Origin of the sequence: Bradyrhizobium sp. NBAIM14 (assembly GCF_020193895.1) — a bacterium.
GTDB lineage: Bacteria > Pseudomonadota > Alphaproteobacteria > Rhizobiales > Xanthobacteraceae > Bradyrhizobium > Bradyrhizobium yuanmingense.
The window spans coordinates 1-17036 of record NZ_JADYVQ010000017.1 but is presented as its reverse complement, the minus strand read 5'-3'; the positions used below and the strand labels follow the sequence as shown (position 1 = coordinate 17036).

The 17036-nt window shown below is 64.3% G+C and carries 20 protein-coding genes and 1 pseudogene; 6 read left to right on the top strand and 15 right to left on the bottom strand.

Annotation, left to right across the window (positions count from 1 at the left end; genetic code table 11):
• Nucleotides 1-157: 157 nt before the first annotated feature.
• The gene (locus I6F28_RS29020; RefSeq protein WP_036008930.1) at nucleotides 158-913 is read right to left on the bottom strand and encodes an SDR family NAD(P)-dependent oxidoreductase; all 756 of its coding nucleotides are present in this window, start codon (nucleotides 911-913) and stop codon (nucleotides 158-160) included.
• 194 nt (nucleotides 914-1107) lie between these two features.
• Here I6F28_RS29020 and I6F28_RS29015 point away from each other — a divergent pair, with 194 nt between their 5' ends.
• Nucleotides 1108-2001 (top strand): AraC family transcriptional regulator, encoded by an 894-nt coding sequence (locus I6F28_RS29015; RefSeq protein WP_036024533.1) that lies wholly within the window; start codon nucleotides 1108-1110, stop codon nucleotides 1999-2001.
• An 11-nt stretch (nucleotides 2002-2012) separates the two neighbouring features.
• On the top strand, nucleotides 2013-2786 hold the full coding sequence (locus I6F28_RS29010) for an N-acyl homoserine lactonase family protein (RefSeq protein WP_081492926.1): 774 nt from the start codon (nucleotides 2013-2015) through the stop codon (nucleotides 2784-2786).
• A 9-nt stretch (nucleotides 2787-2795) separates the two neighbouring features.
• Here I6F28_RS29010 and I6F28_RS29005 read toward each other — a convergent pair whose 3' ends face one another.
• The 4 genes from I6F28_RS29005 to I6F28_RS28990 form a co-directional block, all read right to left on the bottom strand.
• Nucleotides 2796-3215 (bottom strand): hypothetical protein, encoded by a 420-nt coding sequence (locus tag I6F28_RS29005; protein ID WP_036008979.1) that lies wholly within the window; start codon nucleotides 3213-3215, stop codon nucleotides 2796-2798.
• A 237-nt stretch (nucleotides 3216-3452) separates the two neighbouring features.
• On the bottom strand, nucleotides 3453-4238 hold the full coding sequence (locus tag I6F28_RS29000) for a glycosyltransferase family 32 protein (RefSeq protein WP_036024535.1): 786 nt from the start codon (nucleotides 4236-4238) through the stop codon (nucleotides 3453-3455).
• A gap of 79 nt (nucleotides 4239-4317) precedes the next feature.
• The gene (gene leuD / locus I6F28_RS28995; RefSeq protein WP_057026583.1) at nucleotides 4318-4923 is read right to left on the bottom strand and encodes a 3-isopropylmalate dehydratase small subunit; all 606 of its coding nucleotides are present in this window, start codon (nucleotides 4921-4923) and stop codon (nucleotides 4318-4320) included.
• A gap of 170 nt (nucleotides 4924-5093) precedes the next feature.
• The gene (locus tag I6F28_RS28990) at nucleotides 5094-5492 is read right to left on the bottom strand and encodes a metallopeptidase family protein (RefSeq protein WP_036024544.1); all 399 of its coding nucleotides are present in this window, start codon (nucleotides 5490-5492) and stop codon (nucleotides 5094-5096) included.
• 157 nt (nucleotides 5493-5649) lie between these two features.
• Here I6F28_RS28990 and I6F28_RS28985 point away from each other — a divergent pair, with 157 nt between their 5' ends.
• Both I6F28_RS28985 and I6F28_RS28975 read left to right on the top strand, forming a co-directional pair.
• Nucleotides 5650-5925: a hypothetical protein gene (locus I6F28_RS28985; RefSeq protein ID WP_036024546.1), complete on the top strand. Its 276-nt coding sequence runs from the start codon at nucleotides 5650-5652 to the stop codon at nucleotides 5923-5925.
• A 474-nt stretch (nucleotides 5926-6399) separates the two neighbouring features.
• Nucleotides 6400-6939 (top strand): hypothetical protein, encoded by a 540-nt coding sequence (locus I6F28_RS28975; protein ID WP_036024552.1) that lies wholly within the window; start codon nucleotides 6400-6402, stop codon nucleotides 6937-6939.
• A 224-nt stretch (nucleotides 6940-7163) separates the two neighbouring features.
• On the opposite strand, the gene leuC is transcribed toward I6F28_RS28975, so the two are convergent.
• The 8 genes and pseudogenes from leuC to ffh all read right to left on the bottom strand — a co-directional run bounded on the left by leuC (nucleotide 7164) and on the right by ffh (nucleotide 13566).
• A complete protein-coding gene (gene leuC, locus I6F28_RS28970; RefSeq protein WP_036024581.1) occupies nucleotides 7164-8570 on the bottom strand; it encodes a 3-isopropylmalate dehydratase large subunit in 1407 nt (468 codons plus the stop codon).
• A 408-nt stretch (nucleotides 8571-8978) separates the two neighbouring features.
• Nucleotides 8979-9359, bottom strand: a complete 381-nt coding sequence (gene rplS, locus I6F28_RS28965) for a 50S ribosomal protein L19 (RefSeq protein WP_036008895.1) — start codon at nucleotides 9357-9359, stop codon at nucleotides 8979-8981.
• Between the two features lie 110 nt (nucleotides 9360-9469).
• Entirely contained in the window at nucleotides 9470-10225 is a 756-nt protein-coding gene (gene trmD, locus I6F28_RS28960) for a tRNA (guanosine(37)-N1)-methyltransferase TrmD (protein ID WP_225142373.1), read from the bottom strand.
• 87 nt (nucleotides 10226-10312) lie between these two features.
• Complete coding sequence (locus tag I6F28_RS28955) at nucleotides 10313-10630, bottom strand: hypothetical protein (RefSeq protein ID WP_225142489.1); 318 nt, start codon at nucleotides 10628-10630, stop codon at nucleotides 10313-10315.
• Between the two features lie 26 nt (nucleotides 10631-10656).
• A pseudogene (locus I6F28_RS37895) lies at nucleotides 10657-10935 on the bottom strand (DUF4304 domain-containing protein); the annotation flags it as partial.
• A 113-nt stretch (nucleotides 10936-11048) separates the two neighbouring features.
• Nucleotides 11049-11573: a ribosome maturation factor RimM gene (gene rimM, locus I6F28_RS28945; RefSeq protein WP_225142371.1), complete on the bottom strand. Its 525-nt coding sequence runs from the start codon at nucleotides 11571-11573 to the stop codon at nucleotides 11049-11051.
• A 9-nt stretch (nucleotides 11574-11582) separates the two neighbouring features.
• Nucleotides 11583-11915 carry a 30S ribosomal protein S16 gene (gene rpsP, locus I6F28_RS28940; protein ID WP_025032875.1) on the bottom strand — a complete coding sequence of 111 codons (333 nt, stop codon included), beginning with the start codon at nucleotides 11913-11915 and terminating at the stop codon, nucleotides 11583-11585.
• 100 nt (nucleotides 11916-12015) lie between these two features.
• Nucleotides 12016-13566 (bottom strand): signal recognition particle protein, encoded by a 1551-nt coding sequence (ffh, locus tag I6F28_RS28935; protein ID WP_109141835.1) that lies wholly within the window; start codon nucleotides 13564-13566, stop codon nucleotides 12016-12018.
• A 453-nt stretch (nucleotides 13567-14019) separates the two neighbouring features.
• On the opposite strand from ffh, the gene I6F28_RS28930 reads away from it, so the two are divergent.
• Nucleotides 14020-15084, top strand: a complete 1065-nt coding sequence (locus I6F28_RS28930; RefSeq protein WP_225142369.1) for an MBL fold metallo-hydrolase — start codon at nucleotides 14020-14022, stop codon at nucleotides 15082-15084.
• Between the two features lie 176 nt (nucleotides 15085-15260).
• Nucleotides 15261-15671, top strand: coding sequence for a hypothetical protein (locus I6F28_RS28925; RefSeq protein ID WP_225142367.1), 411 nt, complete (start codon nucleotides 15261-15263; stop codon nucleotides 15669-15671).
• Between the two features lie 89 nt (nucleotides 15672-15760).
• Here the strand turns inward: I6F28_RS28925 and I6F28_RS28920 are convergent, their stop codons facing one another.
• Both I6F28_RS28920 and I6F28_RS28915 read right to left on the bottom strand, forming a co-directional pair.
• Nucleotides 15761-16465 (bottom strand): SIMPL domain-containing protein, encoded by a 705-nt coding sequence (locus tag I6F28_RS28920; RefSeq protein WP_225142365.1) that lies wholly within the window; start codon nucleotides 16463-16465, stop codon nucleotides 15761-15763.
• A 5-nt stretch (nucleotides 16466-16470) separates the two neighbouring features.
• On the bottom strand, nucleotides 16471-17036 hold a 566-nt coding region (locus I6F28_RS28915; RefSeq protein WP_225142363.1), incomplete at its 5' end, for a GyrI-like domain-containing protein.

The following is a 17036-nucleotide window of genomic DNA, read 5'->3' as shown; positions in this document are numbered from 1 at the left end:
TCTGCTGTACGCTGCCATCAGCGGTCCGGCAGATGGTCGGGTCTTTCTCGGTGACGGTAGCGGTGACGAAATCGCGGATGCGATCGCGGTGATGCGGAAGGGCTGAGGGCTCGCACACTCCGTCGCCTCGCGACGGAGTGCGCCAATGCCGCCGCACTCAGATCGTCTGGCCGCCGGACACCTCGATGCGCTGGGCCGTAACCCAGCGATTCTCCGGACCGAGCAGGCTCGCGACCATCGGCCCGATGTCGTCGGGCACACCGACGCGGCCAAGCGCGGTCATTTGCGCGAACTGCTTGTTCAAATCCGGCACGTCGCGGACGGCGCCGCCGAGGAAGTCGGTCTCGATCGCGCCCGGCGCTACGACGTTGGCGGTGATGCCGCGTTCGCCGAATTCTTTTGCCATGTAGACGGTCAGAACCTCGATGGCGCCCTTGGCGGCGGCATAGGCCGAGAAGCCGGGGAAAGACACGCGCGTCAGCCCGCTCGAGAAGTTGACGATCCGGCCATTGTCGCCAAGCAGCGGCAGCAAGGCCTGCGTCAGAAAGAACGGCCCTTTGACATGGGTGTCGAAGAGTGCGTCGAACTGCTGCTCCGTCGTCTCGGCTATGGCGGCCATTTCGCCCTGGCCGGCATTGTTGACGAGATGATCGAACTTGTCGGCGTGCCAATGCTCCGCCAGCGCCGACGCGACTTTTGCGGCGAACGCCGGAAAGGTCGATACGGAGGTGACGTCGAGCTGGAGCGCGACCGCTTTTCGGCCGAGCGCCTCGATCTCGGTGACGACCTCGCGGGCGGCGGCGGCGCCGCTGCGATAGGTCACGATGACGTCGCCGCCGTGACGCGCGATGGCGATTGCGGTATTGCGGCCAAGGCCCCGGCTGGCGCCGGTGACGAGCGAAATGGTGGGCATTTGAGGCTTCCTCGTGAAGTTTCGGTGGGGCCTTTCTGCCTGTGATCGAGCATCCGGTGTTGCCGGATGCTCCGATCGTCTTGCCCAATCCTCCAGGAATGCGGCCGGCGGCAGCCTTGCCTGAAACTCCCGTCTTCTTGCCCGATCGCCCCTCGGCAATTGCCGGCATGCTTGGCGCGGCCTAGATTGGGCCCGTGACCGAAACGCTGCTCCAGATCGCCAGCCGTTACGCCGCAGCTCACGCCGACGGCAAAGGCCTTGCGTGCACGCCTTTCGCCGGCATCTCGATCATTCGTGAGACCGCGCCGAGCGCGCTCCAATTTGCGATCTCCAAGCCGCTGGTCGCTTTGGTGCTGCAAGGTGCCAAGCGTGTTGCGGTCGGCGCCACGTCGTTCGACCTGGGTGCGGGCGATTCGCTGGTGATCTCGAGCGACGTGCCGACGGTCAGCCAGATCACGCGCGCCACAGCCGCGGTGCCCTATTTGTCGCTCGTCGTCGAGCTCGATCCCATCGTCATCGAGGGGCTGGTCGTCGAGATGGGGGCCGCGCCTTATGTTCCGTCGCAGCCGCTTCGGGTCGAGCCAGCGGAGCGGGATGTGAGCGATGCGGCGCTGCGGTTGTTGCGCCTGATCGATCGGCCCTCGTCCGCCTCAATTCTCCAGAGCCAAGTGCTGCGGGAGCTGCATTATTGGCTATTGGCCGGTCGGCACGGTGGTGCCATCAGGGCGCTCGGTATGGCCGACAGCCATGCGCAGCGGATCGGCCGTGCGGTTGCGATCATTCGCGCCGACTATGCCAAACCTTTGCGTGTCGACCGGCTCGCCAAGGCCGCGGGGATGAGCCACTCGGCCTTTCACCTGCACTTTCGCAGCATCACGTCGCTGACCCCGCTTCAGTTCCAGAAGCAGTTGCGTCTGATCGAGGCGCGCCGCACCATGCTGGCCGATGGCGCGAGCATCGCGACCGCCTCTCATCGGGTCGGCTACGAAAGCGTTACGCAGTTCACGCGGGAATATTGCCGATTGTTCGGCATGCCGCCTGGGCGCGACATGCGCGAGGCGAAGCGGCGCGTCGAATCGGCGGCTTGAAGAGCTCTCACATGGCGACCATCGACCGGATCTACATCCTCGACGGAGGCATTGCTGAGGTCGAAGACGGTTCGATCTACTCTCCCGGTATCAATGTCGGCATTCCCATGACGTTGAGCTGCAATGCCTATCTCATCCGTCACCGCGGTGAGTGGCTGATCTGGGATACGGGAATAGCGGATGAGCTGGCGAAGCATCCGGAAGGACGGATCATCGCACACGGCATACGCGGCATCGTGCGCCGCCCTCTCGCGGATCAATTGGATGAAATCGGGGTGCGGCCCCGCGATATCGGCACGATCCTCCTCTCTCACGCGCATTTCGATCATATCGGAAATGTCGACCTGTTCGAAAACGCAAGATGGATCGCTCAACGGGCCGAGTTCGAAGCCATGTTCGGACCTGACCTCGACGAGTTCGGCTACTCACTGCCGCACTACGAGGCGTTGCAGGAGCGGCCTTTCGAGATTGTCGATGGCGACCACGACATATTTGGCGACGGCGCGGTGCGCATGATCTTCACGCCCGGCCATACCCCCGGGCATTGCTCGCTGCTGGTGAAGCTGCCGCGGCGCGGCGCCGTGCTGCTGAGCGGTGACGTCGCGCACAACCGGGAGAACCTCCGGCACATGCGCGTGCCGTCGTTCAATGCCGACCCGCAGGCGACGGTTGCGTCGATGGCCAAGGTGGTCGAGCTGCTACGCGTCGAGAACGCCGAAATCTGGATCAATCACGATACGGCGCAAAGCCAGGGGATGGCTTACGCGCCGAAATGGATCGAGTAGCGCAATGCCTCACCGCGGCACGAGGTCGGCACGCTCGAGCGTCTCCAGGGTCGAGGCGTTGGCGCAATAGCCGTGGTAATTCTCCGCGGCGGTGCCCTCAGTGAGATCGCGGTCGCACTGTCCCTTGTGATTGCAGAGCGAGCAGACCCGCTCGAGGTCGCGGAGCAGCAGCGGCTGCGCGCGGCCGAGCGCCTCACTGCTGATGCCGAGCTGTTCGAGCATCTTCGGCAGCTCGTCGGCGGCGTGCCGGCCATGACGGACCAGTTCCTCCAGATCGTCCGGCGCGATCCTGAGATCATTGGCGATCCGGTCGAAATCGGCGCGGTCGAGCTGCCGCATTTCGTTGATCTCGCGGCGGTGCTTCACCCAGTTCGCGAAGGACTCGATGAGATCCTGGACGATGGGGTAGGGCCTGGTTGCGGTGCTCATGGAAAGCTCCATTCGGACGGTCGGAATTGGAGCGAGATAAGCACAATGATGCAGAAGCGCGTTGCGCTGGATCAAACAGGAAAGAGCGGGGTTGCCAACCTCTCCCGCTTGCGGGAGAGGTCGCGCCGAAGGCGCGGGTGAGGGCTCTTTCCTCTGGGGGATTGTCCCATTGCGGAGATACCCTCTCCCCGACCCTCTCCCGCAAGCGGGAGAGGGAGCGCACCTCCTGCGCAGCAGCTACCTGAACCGCTCCGCCGCCCAGGCATACAGGCTGCCGGGAATCGGCTTCTCGCCGCCGCGTCCCTTCGGCGAGATGTGCAGGCCGATGATGGCGGGGTCGGTGACCAGGCCAAGATAGCTCGAGGGATCGAAGAACAGCTTTGGCTCGGCATGCACGGCATAGAACGATTGCTTCGGCAATGCGTTCTGCAGCTCGCCGGTGCGGCGCGCGAGCGCGGTGAGTGCCGCGGGCCCGTAGATCGCGACGCGAACATCCGAGAGCCGGTTCGAGCCGCCGCGCAAACGGCGCATCATGAAGGTGATGCGATGGCGCAGCGACAGCCAGTTCGGCGTCAGCTCCTCCTGCTCCATCAGCTCCGCGAAGGCGGCAACGATGCCGTGCGCGGGCGGCAGATAGAGCACGGAATTGCCGAGCTGGCGCGGCCGCTCCCAGGCGAAGTACGGCTTGGCCGGATCGATCTCGACCGGCCTCAACAGCAGCACGTCGGCATCCAGCCAGAGGCCGAGGCCCTTCGCCATCAGCTTCATGCGGAAGAAGTCGCTGAACTGCAGAATGGTCCAGTCGCGCCAGCTGCCGTCCGGCTGCGGCGGGCGCAGGCGTTCGGAGAACGCATGCGGCAGGATCGCCTCGGCCTCGGCATTCGCGACGCCGGCCGGCAATCCGGGAATAGTGTCGAAGCTGTAGACCGTGACCTTGTGGCCGGCAGCCAATTGCGAGCGCAGACAGGTCTGGCGCAGCGCGTCCATCGGGCCATGCCAGAAGGTGACGATCTCGGGCAGCATGGGCAAATCTATACGGGACAATCCAGGCAACGAAAAAGCCCCGGCGCTTGCGGCACCGGGGCTCAACAAAAACTTGCGATCAGGCCCAGGCGCGCTCGCGCTTGAGCTTGTCCTCGTAGGAGTCGATCGAGGCCTTCTTCTCCATGGTGAGGCCGATGTCGTCGAGGCCGTTGATCAGGCAGTGCTTGCGGAACGGGTCGATCTCGAACTTGACCTTGCCGCCGTCGGGGCCGCGGATCTCCTGATTCGGCAGGTCGATCGTCAGCGTCGCATTGGCGCCGCGCTCGGCGTCGTCGAACAGCTTGTCGAGGTCCTCTTGGGTGACGCGGATGGGCAGAATGCCGTTCTTGAAGCAATTGTTGTAGAAGATGTCGCCGAACGAGGTCGAGATCACGCAGCGGATGCCGAAGTCGAGCAGCGCCCAGGGCGCGTGCTCGCGGCTCGAGCCGCAGCCGAAATTGTCGCCGGCGACCAGCACCTTCGCGTTGCGATAGGCCGGCTGGTTGAGCACGAAGTCCGGATTCTCGCTGCCGTCGTCCTTGTAGCGCTGCTCGGAGAAGAGCCCCTTGCCAAGGCCGGTGCGCTTGATGGTCTTGAGGTACTGCTTCGGAATGATCATGTCGGTGTCGACATTGATGATCTTCAGCGGCGCCGCGACGCCTTCCAGCGTGGTGAACTTGTCCATGGTTGCGCTTTCCCGCACGTGGTTCAGGGAACCGGCTATTTATCGCGATCGGGCCGGAAATCCTAGGCCGAATTCGGCAGGGCTAGTCTGCCGTAGGGGGTTTGAAGCCGAACTGGCGCGGCATCGGGATTTCACCTCTCCCCGGTGGGGAGAGGTGGACCGAGAGCGTCCTACTCCGCCTTAGCCTCAATCGCGGCCATATCGTCGTCCGACAGACCAAAATGGTGGCCGATCTCGTGGATCAGGACATGGCGGACGATGTGGCCGAGACTTTCGTCGTGCTCGGCCCAATAATCCAGGATCGGGCGGCGGTAGAGCCAGACCATGTTGGGCAGCCGTGCCACGTCGCCAGAGCTCTGCTGGGGCAGGCCGACGCCCTGGAACAGGCCGAGCAGGTCGAACTCGCTCTCGCATTCCATCTCGTCCAGGACCTCCTCGGTCGGGAAGTCCTCGACGCGGACGATCACGCCCTCGCAAAGCTTGCGAAATTCCGCCGGCAGGCGCTCGAACACGTCGTGAGCCATCGCTTCCATTTCGGCCAGCGAAGGGGCTTTCAATTCCGTCCACATGAGCACCTCTTAGCGCGGGTTTCCCGCTGATGCATCTGGCTTTATAAGCGCGGCGAGGTTGACGGGCGCCGCCAAAACGGGGAGCGTGGGGCGATCGATGGGACGGTTCAGGGTGGGCGGAAAAATGCGAGCGAAAACAGCGCTGACTCTACTGTGCATGGGGTTGTTTTCGCAGTCTTGCGTCGGCGCCGAGGCGCAGGCCGCCAGTTCCGAAATCCGGATGGCCCAACTGGTCTCGCCGGACGATGTCCCCCCGCCGCGCAAGCGGCCGCGCCTGCGCATCACGCCCTATTACAGCCCGGACGGCGTCTATCCCCGCTACAATCCCGGCCCCGACGCGGTCCGGGTCTGCAATGCCACCTATGTGCAGGAGTACCGGCCAAGCGGCACGGTGATCGTGCCGCGCGTGAGCTGCTACTGGCGCCGGGGCTGACTTCGCGGCGACCTCGTGAGGGTGTGATGGCGAGATGGATCGCATGGGCCTTTGCCGTCGCGCTGGCCACTGGGCTGCCTCGCGCGTCCGCCGCGCCAAGGGCGACGGTCCCGGAGGCGTCTGCGGGGATTGCGGTTTTTGATGTACGACGACACGCGCGGACCTATGACATGGCGCGGCCTGCCGTACGCCGCGATCCGCGCTACTACGCGCGCCCTGTCTACTATCGTCCCTATCCCTACGGCGTGCCGGCACCGTTTGTGTTCACCTACGGCCCCTTCTGGTAAGGCGCCGCTTTGGCGGCCGGCTTTGCGATCGCGCGAGGCACGGCGTCGCATCGCGGCGCCGCGGGTCGTTCATTCATGGCGCGTTCACATCGCTGTCCGCAACTTGATCCCGGCAGCGACCGCAATTGAACGGCCATGGCGCGGCCGAGACGTCGCAGCTCTGCTGTCCGGATTCAGGGAGGATTCCATGCTGAGGATGTTTGGCCGCCGGGCTGTCCCGATGCGCCTGCTCGGGCTTGCGGCCGCCGCGACGCTGATGCTGTCGGCCGGCAGCACGCGTCGTGCTGAAGCGCTCACCTTGATCAATCCGGCGACGTCGCCGATGACGAAGGCCGCGACCGACGATCTCGTCACGCAGGTTCGCCGTGGCGGGCACGGTGGACATGGCGGCGGGCATTTTCACGGCGGCGGTTTTCGCGGCGGCGGCGGGCATATCGGCCGCGGTTTCCACAGCGGTGGCGTCCGCGCCGCGCCGGCCTTTCACCACAGACATGTCGGCATCCATCGCCATGGCGGCTTTCGCCACGGCGGATATGGCGGGGTCCACCGGCACTGGGGCCATCACCGCCCCCATTTCCGGCATCGTCACTTCTACCGGCCCTATTATGTCGGCGGCTACTATCCTTCCTACTCTTATCCGCGCCGCTGCCGGATCATCTGGACCTATTACGGCCCGCGCCGCGTCTGCCACTGGCCGCGGTGGCACTATCCGTACCGCTATTGGTGACGTGAGTGGATTGCTGGCTCTGCATTCGTCATGGCCGGGCATAGCCGTCCGAAGGACGGCGTCGCTTCCGCTCGCCTATGTCCCGGCCATCCACGTTCTTGGGGCTTGTGCAGAGAGTTCGTGGATGCCCGGGACGAGCCCGGGCATGACGGAGAGACTGGTTAGAGCCAATCCTTCAGCTTCCACGACGAAGCTTTCCACCGCATCAGATTGCAGGGACCAGCTTAGCGCCAGTCCCTGACGTCGACGAAGTGGCCCGCGATCGCCGCCGCTGCCGCCATCGCCGGCGACACCAGATGGGTGCGGCCCTTAAAACCCTGGCGGCCTTCGAAATTGCGGTTCGAGGTCGAGGCGCAGCGCTCTTCCGGCTTCAGCTTGTCCGGGTTCATGGCAAGGCACATCGAGCAGCCCGGCTCGCGCCATTCGAAGCCGGCCTTGATGAAGATCTTGTCCAGACCCTCGGCTTCGGCTTGCTCCTTCACGATGCCGGAGCCCGGCACGACCATGGCATTGACGTTCGCCGACACGGTCTTGCCTTCGGCGATCTTCGCCGCGGCCCGCAGGTCCTCGATGCGGCCGTTGGTGCAGGAGCCGATGAAGACGCGGTCGAGCTTGATGTCGGTGATCTTCGTGCCCGCCGTCAGGCCCATATATTTCAGCGCGCGATGCTTGGAGATGCGCTTGGCCTCGTCCGCGATCTTATCAGGATCGGGCACGATACCGGTGACAGAAATCACGTCTTCAGGCGAGGTGCCCCAAGTCACGATCGGCGGCAGCTTTGCGGCATCGAGGCGCAGCTCGTGGTCGAAATGCGCGCCGTCATCGGAGCGCAACTTCTCCCAGTAGCGCATCGCCGCGTCCCAGGCCGCGCCCTTCGGAGCCTTCGGACGATCACGCAGGAAGTCGAACGCCTTCTGGTCGGGCGCGACCAGGCCAGCGCGCGCGCCGCCTTCGATCGACATGTTGCAGACCGTCATGCGGCCTTCCATCGAGAGCGCGCGGATCGCTTCGCCGGCATATTCCAGCACGTAGCCGGTGCCGCCGGCGGTGCCGATCTCGCCGATGATGGCCAGGATGATGTCCTTGCCCGTCACGCCATCCGGCAATTTGCCGTCGACAGTGACGCGCATGTTCTTGGCCTTCTTCTGGATCAGCGTCTGCGTCGCCAGCACGTGCTCGACCTCGGACGTGCCGATGCCGTGGGCGAGCGCGCCGAACGCGCCATGCGTCGAGGTGTGGCTGTCACCGCAGACGATGGTGGTGCCGGGCAGCGTAAAGCCCTGCTCGGGGCCGATGACGTGGACGATGCCCTGGCGCTTGTCGAACTCGTTGTAATATTCGATGCCGAACTCCTTGGCGTTTTCGGCCAGCGCCTTGATCTGCTCGATGCTTTCGGGGTCGGGATTCGGCTTGGTGCGGTCGGTGGTCGGCACGTTGTGGTCGACGACCGCGAGCGTCTTCTCGGGCGCATGGACCTTGCGCCCCGTGGCGCGCAGGCCTTCGAACGCCTGCGGCGAGGTCACCTCGTGCACCAGATGGCGGTCGATGTAGAGCAGGCAGGTGCCGTCCTCGGCTTCGTGCACCAGATGGTCGTTCCAGATCTTGTCGTACAGGGTGGTCGGCTTGGACATGAGCTCGAGCTCCAAAGAATGTGTGTCAGCGATGAGCGCGGCAGAGCGCGCGGGCAACAAAATCGTCAGCGCAGCCTTCAGGCTGCGCGGCTAAGCTCTGACGTTGCCGAGGTCGCGAAGCGTCCGAAGAACCGGCCAGGCAGCCGCGAGCGATCGTCGATGACGATGCGCTGGATGGGGGCGAAGCTGGTCAGATCTGGAAACATTCTAGAAGTTATATAGCACGCGGAAGCTAAAGCGCGAGAGCTTCAGCTCGTCATTGCGAGCGGAGCGAAGCAATCCAGAAATGCATCCGCGGAGACAGTCTAGATTACTCGTCGCAAGAGCTCCTCGCAATGACAGCAGAGCCAACAAAAAAGCGCGGAGCCGAGCCCCGCGCTTTCGAAAGACCTGCCTGGTGGCGAAAGCTTACTCGCCGACGGCAGCAGCGCGGTCCTGCTTCTCGACGATGCGGGCCGACTTGCCGCGAAGATTGCGGAGATAATAGAGCTTGGCGCGACGCACCTTGCCGCGGCGCACCACCTTGATCGAGTCGATCATCGGGGAGAGCAGCGGGAACACGCGCTCGACGCCCTCGCCATAGGAGATCTTGCGCACGGTGAAGCTCTCGTTGAGGCCACCGCCGGAACGGCCGATGCAGACGCCCTCATAGGCCTGCACGCGGGTGCGGTCGCCTTCGACGACCTTCACGTTGACGATCACGGTGTCGCCGGGGGCGAATTCCGGGATGTCCTTGCCGGCCGACAGCTTGTCGAATTGCTCCTGCTCGAGCTGCTTGATCAGGTTCATGGGTAAATCTCCATCGGCGCGCCCAGCCCTGGAAACGGGGGGCTGCGCAAAATTCGTCTATCCAGCCATTGCGGATTTGGCCGCTCCTATAAGGCAAGCCGGAGCGTTTGTCACCCGTCTGTCTTGTTTTTTGGCGTTTTTTGGCCGATCCCCCGATTCGCGGCTTTTTCCCACAAATCCGGGCGCCGGGCGGCCGTCAGGGCCTCGGATTCGGCCCGCCGCCAGGCCGCCACCTTGGCGTGGTCGCCGGAGGTGAGGACAGCAGGGATCGGAATTCCCTCGAACAGCTGCGGGCGGGTGTATTGGGGGTACTCCAGCAGGCCGTCCGAAAAGCTTTCCTCGGTTCCGGAGGCTTCCTTGCCCATCACCCCCGGCAGCAGCCGGACGCAGGCGTCGATGAGGGCTAAAGCTGCGATTTCGCCCCCGGACAGCACGTAATCGCCGATCGAGACCTCCTCCAGGCCGCGCGCGTCGATCACCCGCTGGTCCACCCCCTCGAACCGCCCGCAGACGATCAGGGGGCCGGGGCCTCGGGCGAGCTCGACCACCCGTGCCTGGGTCAATGGCCGACCCCGCGGGCTCATGAGCAGGCGTGGCCGCGCTTTTGACGGGTCTTGCCCGATCTCGGCAGCATCGATCGCCGCGGCGAGAACATCCGCCCGCAGCACCATGCCCGGCCCACCGCCGGCCGGCGTGTCGTCGACGCTGCGGTGGCGGTCGGTGGCGGAGGCCCGGATGTCCCGCGCCTCGATCTGCCAGAGCCCAGACGCGAGCGCCCGGCCGGCGAGGCTCACGCCGAGCGGCCCCGGAAACATCTCCGGAAACAGCGTCAGCACCGTCGCGCGCCAGGGTGAGGGATTGGTCATGTTCGCTGGTTAGGACATCGTGCGCGCCAGGTCGAGACCCGGCATGGGGCGCACTCAAGTGGCAATCTTTAGGGCCGCGGCGTCCCGTTACGTCTGCTTCGATTCCGTTGCTCTACACAACTCCTCCAGTTCCGGACGAAGAGCGGACGCATTTGCCAAACTCGCCAGCGCGATCCGGGCGAAGGCGTTGGCGTCAGCCAGATTGCCAATCGATTGCCTCATGAGCGCCAATGAGCGCGCCATTCGAACCTTCGTGGAGCCGAAGCCTGAAAAGCTATACTCGCCGGCCTCGAATTGTGCAGGCGTGACCTTTTGCAACGGAGATTCTGGTCCGGACACCTCGGAGAATAGCCTCCAACCGATTGTCGCGTAGACCAATGCTGCCGCCCGAACGGCCGCGTCCATGCTCTCTTCTGACCCTTCGTGTTCCCACCATTGATCGCTCTTGTTTCAGACAGTCTTCGCCGAAATTCGCAGAGCTCTTCTCTGATTTTCATTGGATCAGGTGAGTTGCCAGCGACATCCGGGATCGACCGAGGCTGGATGCCGAGGTTTATCGCGAACTTGCCGCCGTACCGCGATCCTTGAACCTGAACAACGTGGATGAGATCTTCCGAGACACGACGAAATGTGCGGCCGAAGCCGACGAAGCCGTCGTTCTTGAGCGTTGGATTCAGGTGCTTCTTGATTGAAGATTCGAGGCGAGGCATCGGTCCATTCACATGTCTCTCCGAACCTTTGCTCTCAGTTCCGCTCGCCGGCGCACTCAGGAATCTCCTGCGCATTTCGCGCGCGGTCCCTGTGCATGAATTCAGACGAGAACTTATAGCGATGACTTCTCGTCCTCGCCCTCGATCTCCTGCGGCAACGCGATCACGACGCGGCCGCCTTTGAGGTCGACTTCCGGCACCACCGCGTTGGAGAACGGCAGCAGCATCGTCGGGCCCTTGAGCGGCGCGATCTCGATGATGTCGCCGGCGCCGAAATTATGGATCGCGAGCACGCGGCCGAGCGCATCGCCATCAGTTGTGACGGCGGCGAGCCCGATCAGATCGGTGTGGTAATATTCGTCCTCGTCCGTCGCGGGCAGTTTTTCGCGCGCGACGTAGAGCTCGATGCCGTTGAGGCGCTCGGCCTCATCGCGGGTCACGACACCCTTGAATGTCGCGACCAGATGATCTTTGGCCTCGCGCACCTGCGCGATTTCGAACTGGCGCCTGCCGTCCTTGGTCGACAGCGGACCGTAGCGGCGGACGGCAAAGGGATCCTCGGTGAAGGTCCACAGCTTGACCGCACCGCGCACACCATGCGCGGCGCCGATCCGCGCGACGCAGACCAGCGCCGACATGATCCGGCCTTACGCCTTGGCGGCGGCTTCGGCCTGCGCCTTGCGCTCCTTGCGCGGCACGGCCTTCTCAGGGTTGTTGCGCGCTTCGCGCTTCTTGACTCCGGCGGCATCGAGGAAACGCGCGACGCGGTCCGACGGCTGCGCGCCCTTGGCGAGCCAGGCCTTCACCTTGTCCATGTCGAGCTTGAGGCGGGTCTCGTTGTCCTTCGGCAGCAGCGGATTGAAATGGCCGAGACGCTCGATGAAGCGGCCATCGCGCGGAAAACGCGAATCGGCGACGACGACGTGATAGACGGGACGCTTCTTGGTGCCTGCACGGGCGAGGCGGATAACGACGGACATTCAGTTCTCCTTGAAAGTGTGGTTTGCAAAGTACGTTTTGTTCGGTCGATTGGTATTCCGCGTCGCCTGAGATGCTGATGATCCCCGTGCGACGAATTCCTCATTTCTTCTTGCCGGGGAAACCGCCGAGGCCCGGCAGCGTCGGCTTGCCGCTCAGCCCGGTTAGTCCCGGAAGGTTCGGTAGGCCTTGGCGAAGACCGGGCGGCAGATCCTTCGGCAGATTCGGCAGGCCTTGTCCGCCGCCCGCGCCTTGCATCTTCTCCTGCAGCGCCTTCATCTCTTCGGGCGAGGGCATCTTCATGCCGCCGCCGAAGCCCATCGCCTGCGCGATGCCGGCGAGCGGGCCGCGCTTGCCCGATCCCATGGCCTTCATCACGTCGGCCATGTTCCGGTGCATCTTCAGCAGCTTGTTGACGTGCTCGACGCTCTGGCCGCTGCCGGCCGCGATGCGCTTCTTGCGGCTGGCCTTCAAGAGGTCCGGATGACGCCGCTCCTCGCGCGTCATGGAATCGATGATTGCGACCTGACGCTTCAGGATCTTGTCGTCGATGCCGGCGGCCGCGATCTGGTTCTTCATCTTGGAGATGCCGGGCATCATGCCCATCAGCCCGCTGATGCCGCCCATATTGGCCATCTGCAGCAGCTGCTCGCGCATGTCGTTGAGGTCGAACTGACCCTTGCGCATGCGCTCGGCGGTGCGCGCGGCCTTCTCGGCGTCGATATTGGCGGCGGCGCGCTCCACCAGCGACACCACGTCGCCCATGCCGAGGATGCGGCCGGCGATACGATCCGGGTGGAAGTCTTCCAGCGCGTCGGTCTTTTCGCCGGTGCCGATCAGCTTGATCGGCTTGCCGGTGACGGCGCGCATCGACAGCGCGGCGCCGCCGCGGCCGTCGCCGTCCACGCGTGTGAGCACGATGCCGGTGAGGCCGACGCGCTGATCGAACGAGCGCGCGAGGTTCACGGCGTCCTGGCCGGTGAGCGAATCCGCAACCAGCAGCACTTCATGCGGATTGGCCGCGGCTTTGATCGCGGCCGCCTCTGCCATCATCTCTTCGTCGAGCGTGGTGCGGCCGGCGGTGTCGAGCAGCACGATGTCGTAGCCGCCGAGCTTGCCGGCTTCCAGCGCGCGTTTGGCGATCTGCGGCGGCTGCTGGCCGGCAACGATTGGCAAAGTGGGAATGTCGAGGTCGCGGCCGAGCACGGCCAGCTGCTCCATCGCCGCCGGGCGGTAGACGTCGAGCGAGGCCATCAGCACCTTGCGCTTGTCGCGCTGGACCAGGCGGCGGGCGAGCTTTGCGGTGGTGGTGGTCTTACCGGAGCCCTGCAGGCCGACCATCATGATCGGCACCGGCGGCACCGAATTGACGTCGATGGTCTGGCCTTCGGCGCCCAGCGTGTTGACCAGCTCGTCATGGACGATCTTGACCACCATCTGGCCGGGCGTGACCGACTTGACGACGGTGGCGCCGATCGCCTGCTCGCGGACGCGCTCGGTGAAGCTGCGGACCACTTCGAGCGCGACGTCGGCCTCCAGCAGCGCGCGGCGCACCTCGCGCATCGCGGCGTCGACGTCCTTCTCGGTCAGCGCACCGCGCCCCGTCAGACGATCGAGAATGCCACCAAGCCGTTCCGACAGATTGTCGAACAATGCCGTTGTCCTGTTGCTGTCTTCCCGATGGGAAGAGCGCTCCGTAACTCACCGCTGTCATGCCCCGCGAAGGCGGGGCATCCAGTACGCCGCAGCACCTCAGTTCAAGCCGAGCCGCCTCTGGGATACTGGATCGCCCGATCAAGTCGGGCGATGACACCTTCCTGGATAAGCATCTTCCAAACACCTTTGCGCCCGAGGGCGCACAGCGCTGTCGGGCGTTGACCTCCGGCCTCGAGGCCGGTCGGCGGGTCGAAAAGAAAGCCTTTCCGAGAAAGTGGCGGGGTTAAACGCCGCTCCCGCCCAAAAGTCAAGGAAAGTTAGGGTGTCGGCCCGCCCTTGGTAAGGCAAGGTTCTGAAAACGTGATCCTTTTGTCGCAGGTTCCTTTTCCGCCAGCCCCGCCCATATAGGCGGTGATGTCTTACCCCTCCAACCATCCCTAGAAGCCCGCCGTGCCGATCACCCGCCGCCGCCTTTTCGGACTATTCGCCGGAGCCGGTGCGCTGGTCGGCATCCCCTCCCTCTGGATGTCCAGCATGAAAACCTATGACGGCCCCGCCTCCGATCATTTCGACGGCCTGACCTTCTTCGATCCGGACGGGGCGCCGCCGAAATCGCTGCGCGAGGTGCTGCGCTGGCAGCTCGGCGGCAAGCGGCAGCGCGCGACCTGGCCGGATTGGGCGCCCAGCCCACACGCCGACACCCCGCCGGCGCGTGTCGACGGCGACAAGGTGCGGCTCTCCTTCGTCGGTCATGCCAGCTGGCTGATCCAGGCCGGCGGCCTCAACATCCTCATCGATCCGGTCTGGTCGGAGCGGGTCTCGCCGGTCGCCTTCGCCGGGCCGAAGCGGCACAACGACCCCGGCATCGCCTTCGAGAAGCTGCCGAAGATCGACGTCGTGCTGGTCTCGCACGGCCATTACGACCATCTCGACATCGCGACGCTGTCGCGGCTCACCAAGAATTTCGCCCCGCGCGTGGTCACCCCGCTCGGCAACGACGTCACCATGCGCAGCTGGGATCCCGGCATCAAGGTGGAGGCGTTCGACTGGCATGATCGCGTCGAACTCGGCGAAGGCGTCGCGGTGCATTTAGTGCCGACAAGGCACTGGACCGCGCGCGGCCTGTTCGACCGCAACAAGGCGCTGTGGGCGAGCTTTGTCCTGGAGACGCCGGCCGGGAAGATCTACGTGGTCTGCGATTCCGGCTATGGCGATGGCCGCCATTTCCGCCGCGTCGCCGAGAAGCACGGCAAGCTGCGCTTGGCGATCCTCCCGATCGGCGCCTACGAGCCGCGCTGGTTCATGCGCGACCAGCACATGAACCCCGAAGATGCGGTGAAGGCGCTGGCCGATTGCGGCGCCGAGCAAGCGCTCGGGCATCACCACGGCACGTTCCAACTGACGGACGAAGCGATCGACGCGCCGGCGACAGCGCTGGTCGAGGCGCTGGATGCCGCGAAGATTCCGCAGGAAAGATTCGTGGCGATGCTGCCGGGGCAGGTGGTGGAGATTTAGGTCGTGTATCCATAAACCCGGCGGCTTGATGCGACGAAAGCAATGTCCGCTTTGCTCCCATTGCGGCAGGTGCGTGCGGTTCTGCGCCGTTGAACCAGAAAGCCCATGACGCAACAAAGCACCATGGATTTCTTTTGGTCGGAAGACCTTTATTAATCGATGGATGGAGCCGGCCTGTGGGATTTTTGCTGAGAATTGTGCTTGCAACCGCTCTCGTGAACCTTGCTCCGGCCGCCGCCCAGGCGAGGAACGCCGTCGCTTCTCCTGCCTTGCAGAAGGAATTCGATGGCTACATCGAGAAGTTTCGCGCGGCGCTGAAGGCAAACGATTCCGCCGCCGTCGCCGGTATGACACGGTTGCCGTTCATGAACGACAACGCAATTCGCGACGCCGCGCAATTTGGCGCCAAGACCTATCGGACCTCGTTCACGGCGAAAAATCGCGCGTGTATCCAGCGCGGCAAAGCCGTCTACGATCGCGATGACTATAAGAACGACAGTTACTTCGTCTTCTGCGGCGAGCTCATCTTCGTCTTTACCAAGACGCCGACGGGGTTTCTTTTTACTGATATCAGCGTGAATGATTGATCGGGCAACAATGCCATCCCCTGCCGCCGGACGTATGATCGGGTCGCCGGCCCATTGGTGTTGCGGCGATGCGCCTCTTACGAAAGAGGCTACTGCCCCTGCTTGATCGCCCAGCTCACATTCACCGTCACCGTCAGCGTCTCCTCGCCGGGCGCGACGGCGGCCTGTGGGGCCGCGGCCATCCGTTCGGCCATGCGGCCCTTGAACAGCGGCACCGGGCCGCCGCCCTCGGTGACGCTGAGCGGCGCGCCCAGCGTGACGCCGGCAGCCTTCGCATAAATCTCCGCCTTGCGCCGCGCATCGGCAACGGCCTGCTCGCGCGCATCATCGAGCAGCTTTGACGCCTGCGTCACCTCGAACGAGATATTGCCGATGTCGTTGGCGCCGGCGCTGACCAGAGTGTCGATGATGCCGGCCACCTTGGTCACGTCGCGGATCTTGACGGTGACGCGGTTGCTGGCGCGGAAGCCGACCACCGGCGAGGCGCCGGTGGATTTGTTCTGGCCGTATTGCGGCTGCAGCGACAGCCGCGAGGTCTGGTAGTCCTTCTCGGCGATCCCGGCGCCCTTCAGCGCCAGCAGCACCTTGCCCATCGCGGCATTGTTGGCATCGGAGGCCTCTTTCGCCGTCTTGGCGTCGTTGGCGACGCCTGCATCGATTTGCGCGAGATCGGGCGCCGCGGATACGGAGGCTTCGCCGCTCACCGAGATCGCGGAGGGAAAATCCTCGGCGCGCGCGGGCGCGGCGAGCAGCGTGGTGGCGAGGACGGCGGCAAGTAGGGCAGGCTTTTTCATCAGTCTCACTTCAGTGGCACGAAAACATTGATCACGAGCTTGTCCTCGGACGTCTTTAGGGGATCGGTGAGGTACTCCTCGATGAAGGTGTCCTTGGCTTCCAGCCTCTTGTCGTCGAGATGATTGGTGATCGCCTCATACGTATTGTCCATGTTGTCGTAGGAGCCGCGATGGACGAATTTCAGCGCCTTGCCTTCAGGCGATTTGCCGATGCTCATGTCCTTGGACAGGTTCTTCGGGTCCTGATCGACCGGGATCTGGGCAAGAAAGGTGAAGCCGGTATCGTCCGTCGAGGTGTAGACGATCATCGAATTGCCCGATGGCTTGATGCCCTGCTTGTCGAGCAGCGTGTTCAGCGCCTTGAAGGCGTCGATCAGCGTGTCGAAGGCGGAGTCCCAATTGGCGGTGCCCTTGACCATCACGACCTTCTTCGGCTCGAGCGTGGTCTCGAGGCCAAAGGGATCGGCGGTCTGAACCGGGGCGGGGGACGCGGCGGCGGCCGGGGGCGGGCTGGGCGAGGCGCTGGCGCCGGGCGCTGGCGATGCTGCAGGAGCGGGTCTGTCTCTTATAC

Bases quoted from the DNA above. Each gene is read 5' to 3' on its own strand.
- trmD (WP_225142373.1), bottom strand. From the start codon at position 10,225: ATGACCAATCCCTCACCCTGGCGCGCGACGGTGCTGACGCTGTTTCCG.
- leuD (WP_057026583.1), bottom strand. From the start codon at position 4,923: ATGGACAAGTTCACCACGCTGGAAGGCGTCGCGGCGCCGCTGAAGATC.
- I6F28_RS28990 (WP_036024544.1), bottom strand. From the start codon at position 5,492: ATGTGGACGGAATTGAAAGCCCCTTCGCTGGCCGAAATGGAAGCGATG.
- I6F28_RS28975 (WP_036024552.1), top strand. From the start codon at position 6,400: ATGCTGAGGATGTTTGGCCGCCGGGCTGTCCCGATGCGCCTGCTCGGG.
- I6F28_RS29020 (WP_036008930.1), bottom strand. From the start codon at position 913: ATGCCCACCATTTCGCTCGTCACCGGCGCCAGCCGGGGCCTTGGCCGC.
- I6F28_RS29000 (WP_036024535.1), bottom strand. From the start codon at position 4,238: ATGCTGCCCGAGATCGTCACCTTCTGGCATGGCCCGATGGACGCGCTG.
- rplS (WP_036008895.1), bottom strand. From the start codon at position 9,359: ATGAACCTGATCAAGCAGCTCGAGCAGGAGCAATTCGACAAGCTGTCG.
- rpsP (WP_025032875.1), bottom strand. From the start codon at position 11,915: ATGTCCGTCGTTATCCGCCTCGCCCGTGCAGGCACCAAGAAGCGTCCC.
- I6F28_RS28985 (WP_036024546.1), top strand. From the start codon at position 5,650: ATGGGGTTGTTTTCGCAGTCTTGCGTCGGCGCCGAGGCGCAGGCCGCC.
- I6F28_RS29005 (WP_036008979.1), bottom strand. From the start codon at position 3,215: ATGAGCACCGCAACCAGGCCCTACCCCATCGTCCAGGATCTCATCGAG.
- I6F28_RS28920 (WP_225142365.1), bottom strand. From the start codon at position 16,465: ATGAAAAAGCCTGCCCTACTTGCCGCCGTCCTCGCCACCACGCTGCTC.
- leuC (WP_036024581.1), bottom strand. From the start codon at position 8,570: ATGTCCAAGCCGACCACCCTGTACGACAAGATCTGGAACGACCATCTG.
- I6F28_RS29010 (WP_081492926.1), top strand. From the start codon at position 2,013: ATGGCGACCATCGACCGGATCTACATCCTCGACGGAGGCATTGCTGAG.
- rimM (WP_225142371.1), bottom strand. From the start codon at position 11,573: ATGTCGGCGCTGGTCTGCGTCGCGCGGATCGGCGCCGCGCATGGTGTG.
- I6F28_RS28955 (WP_225142489.1), bottom strand. From the start codon at position 10,630: ATGGACGCGGCCGTTCGGGCGGCAGCATTGGTCTACGCGACAATCGGT.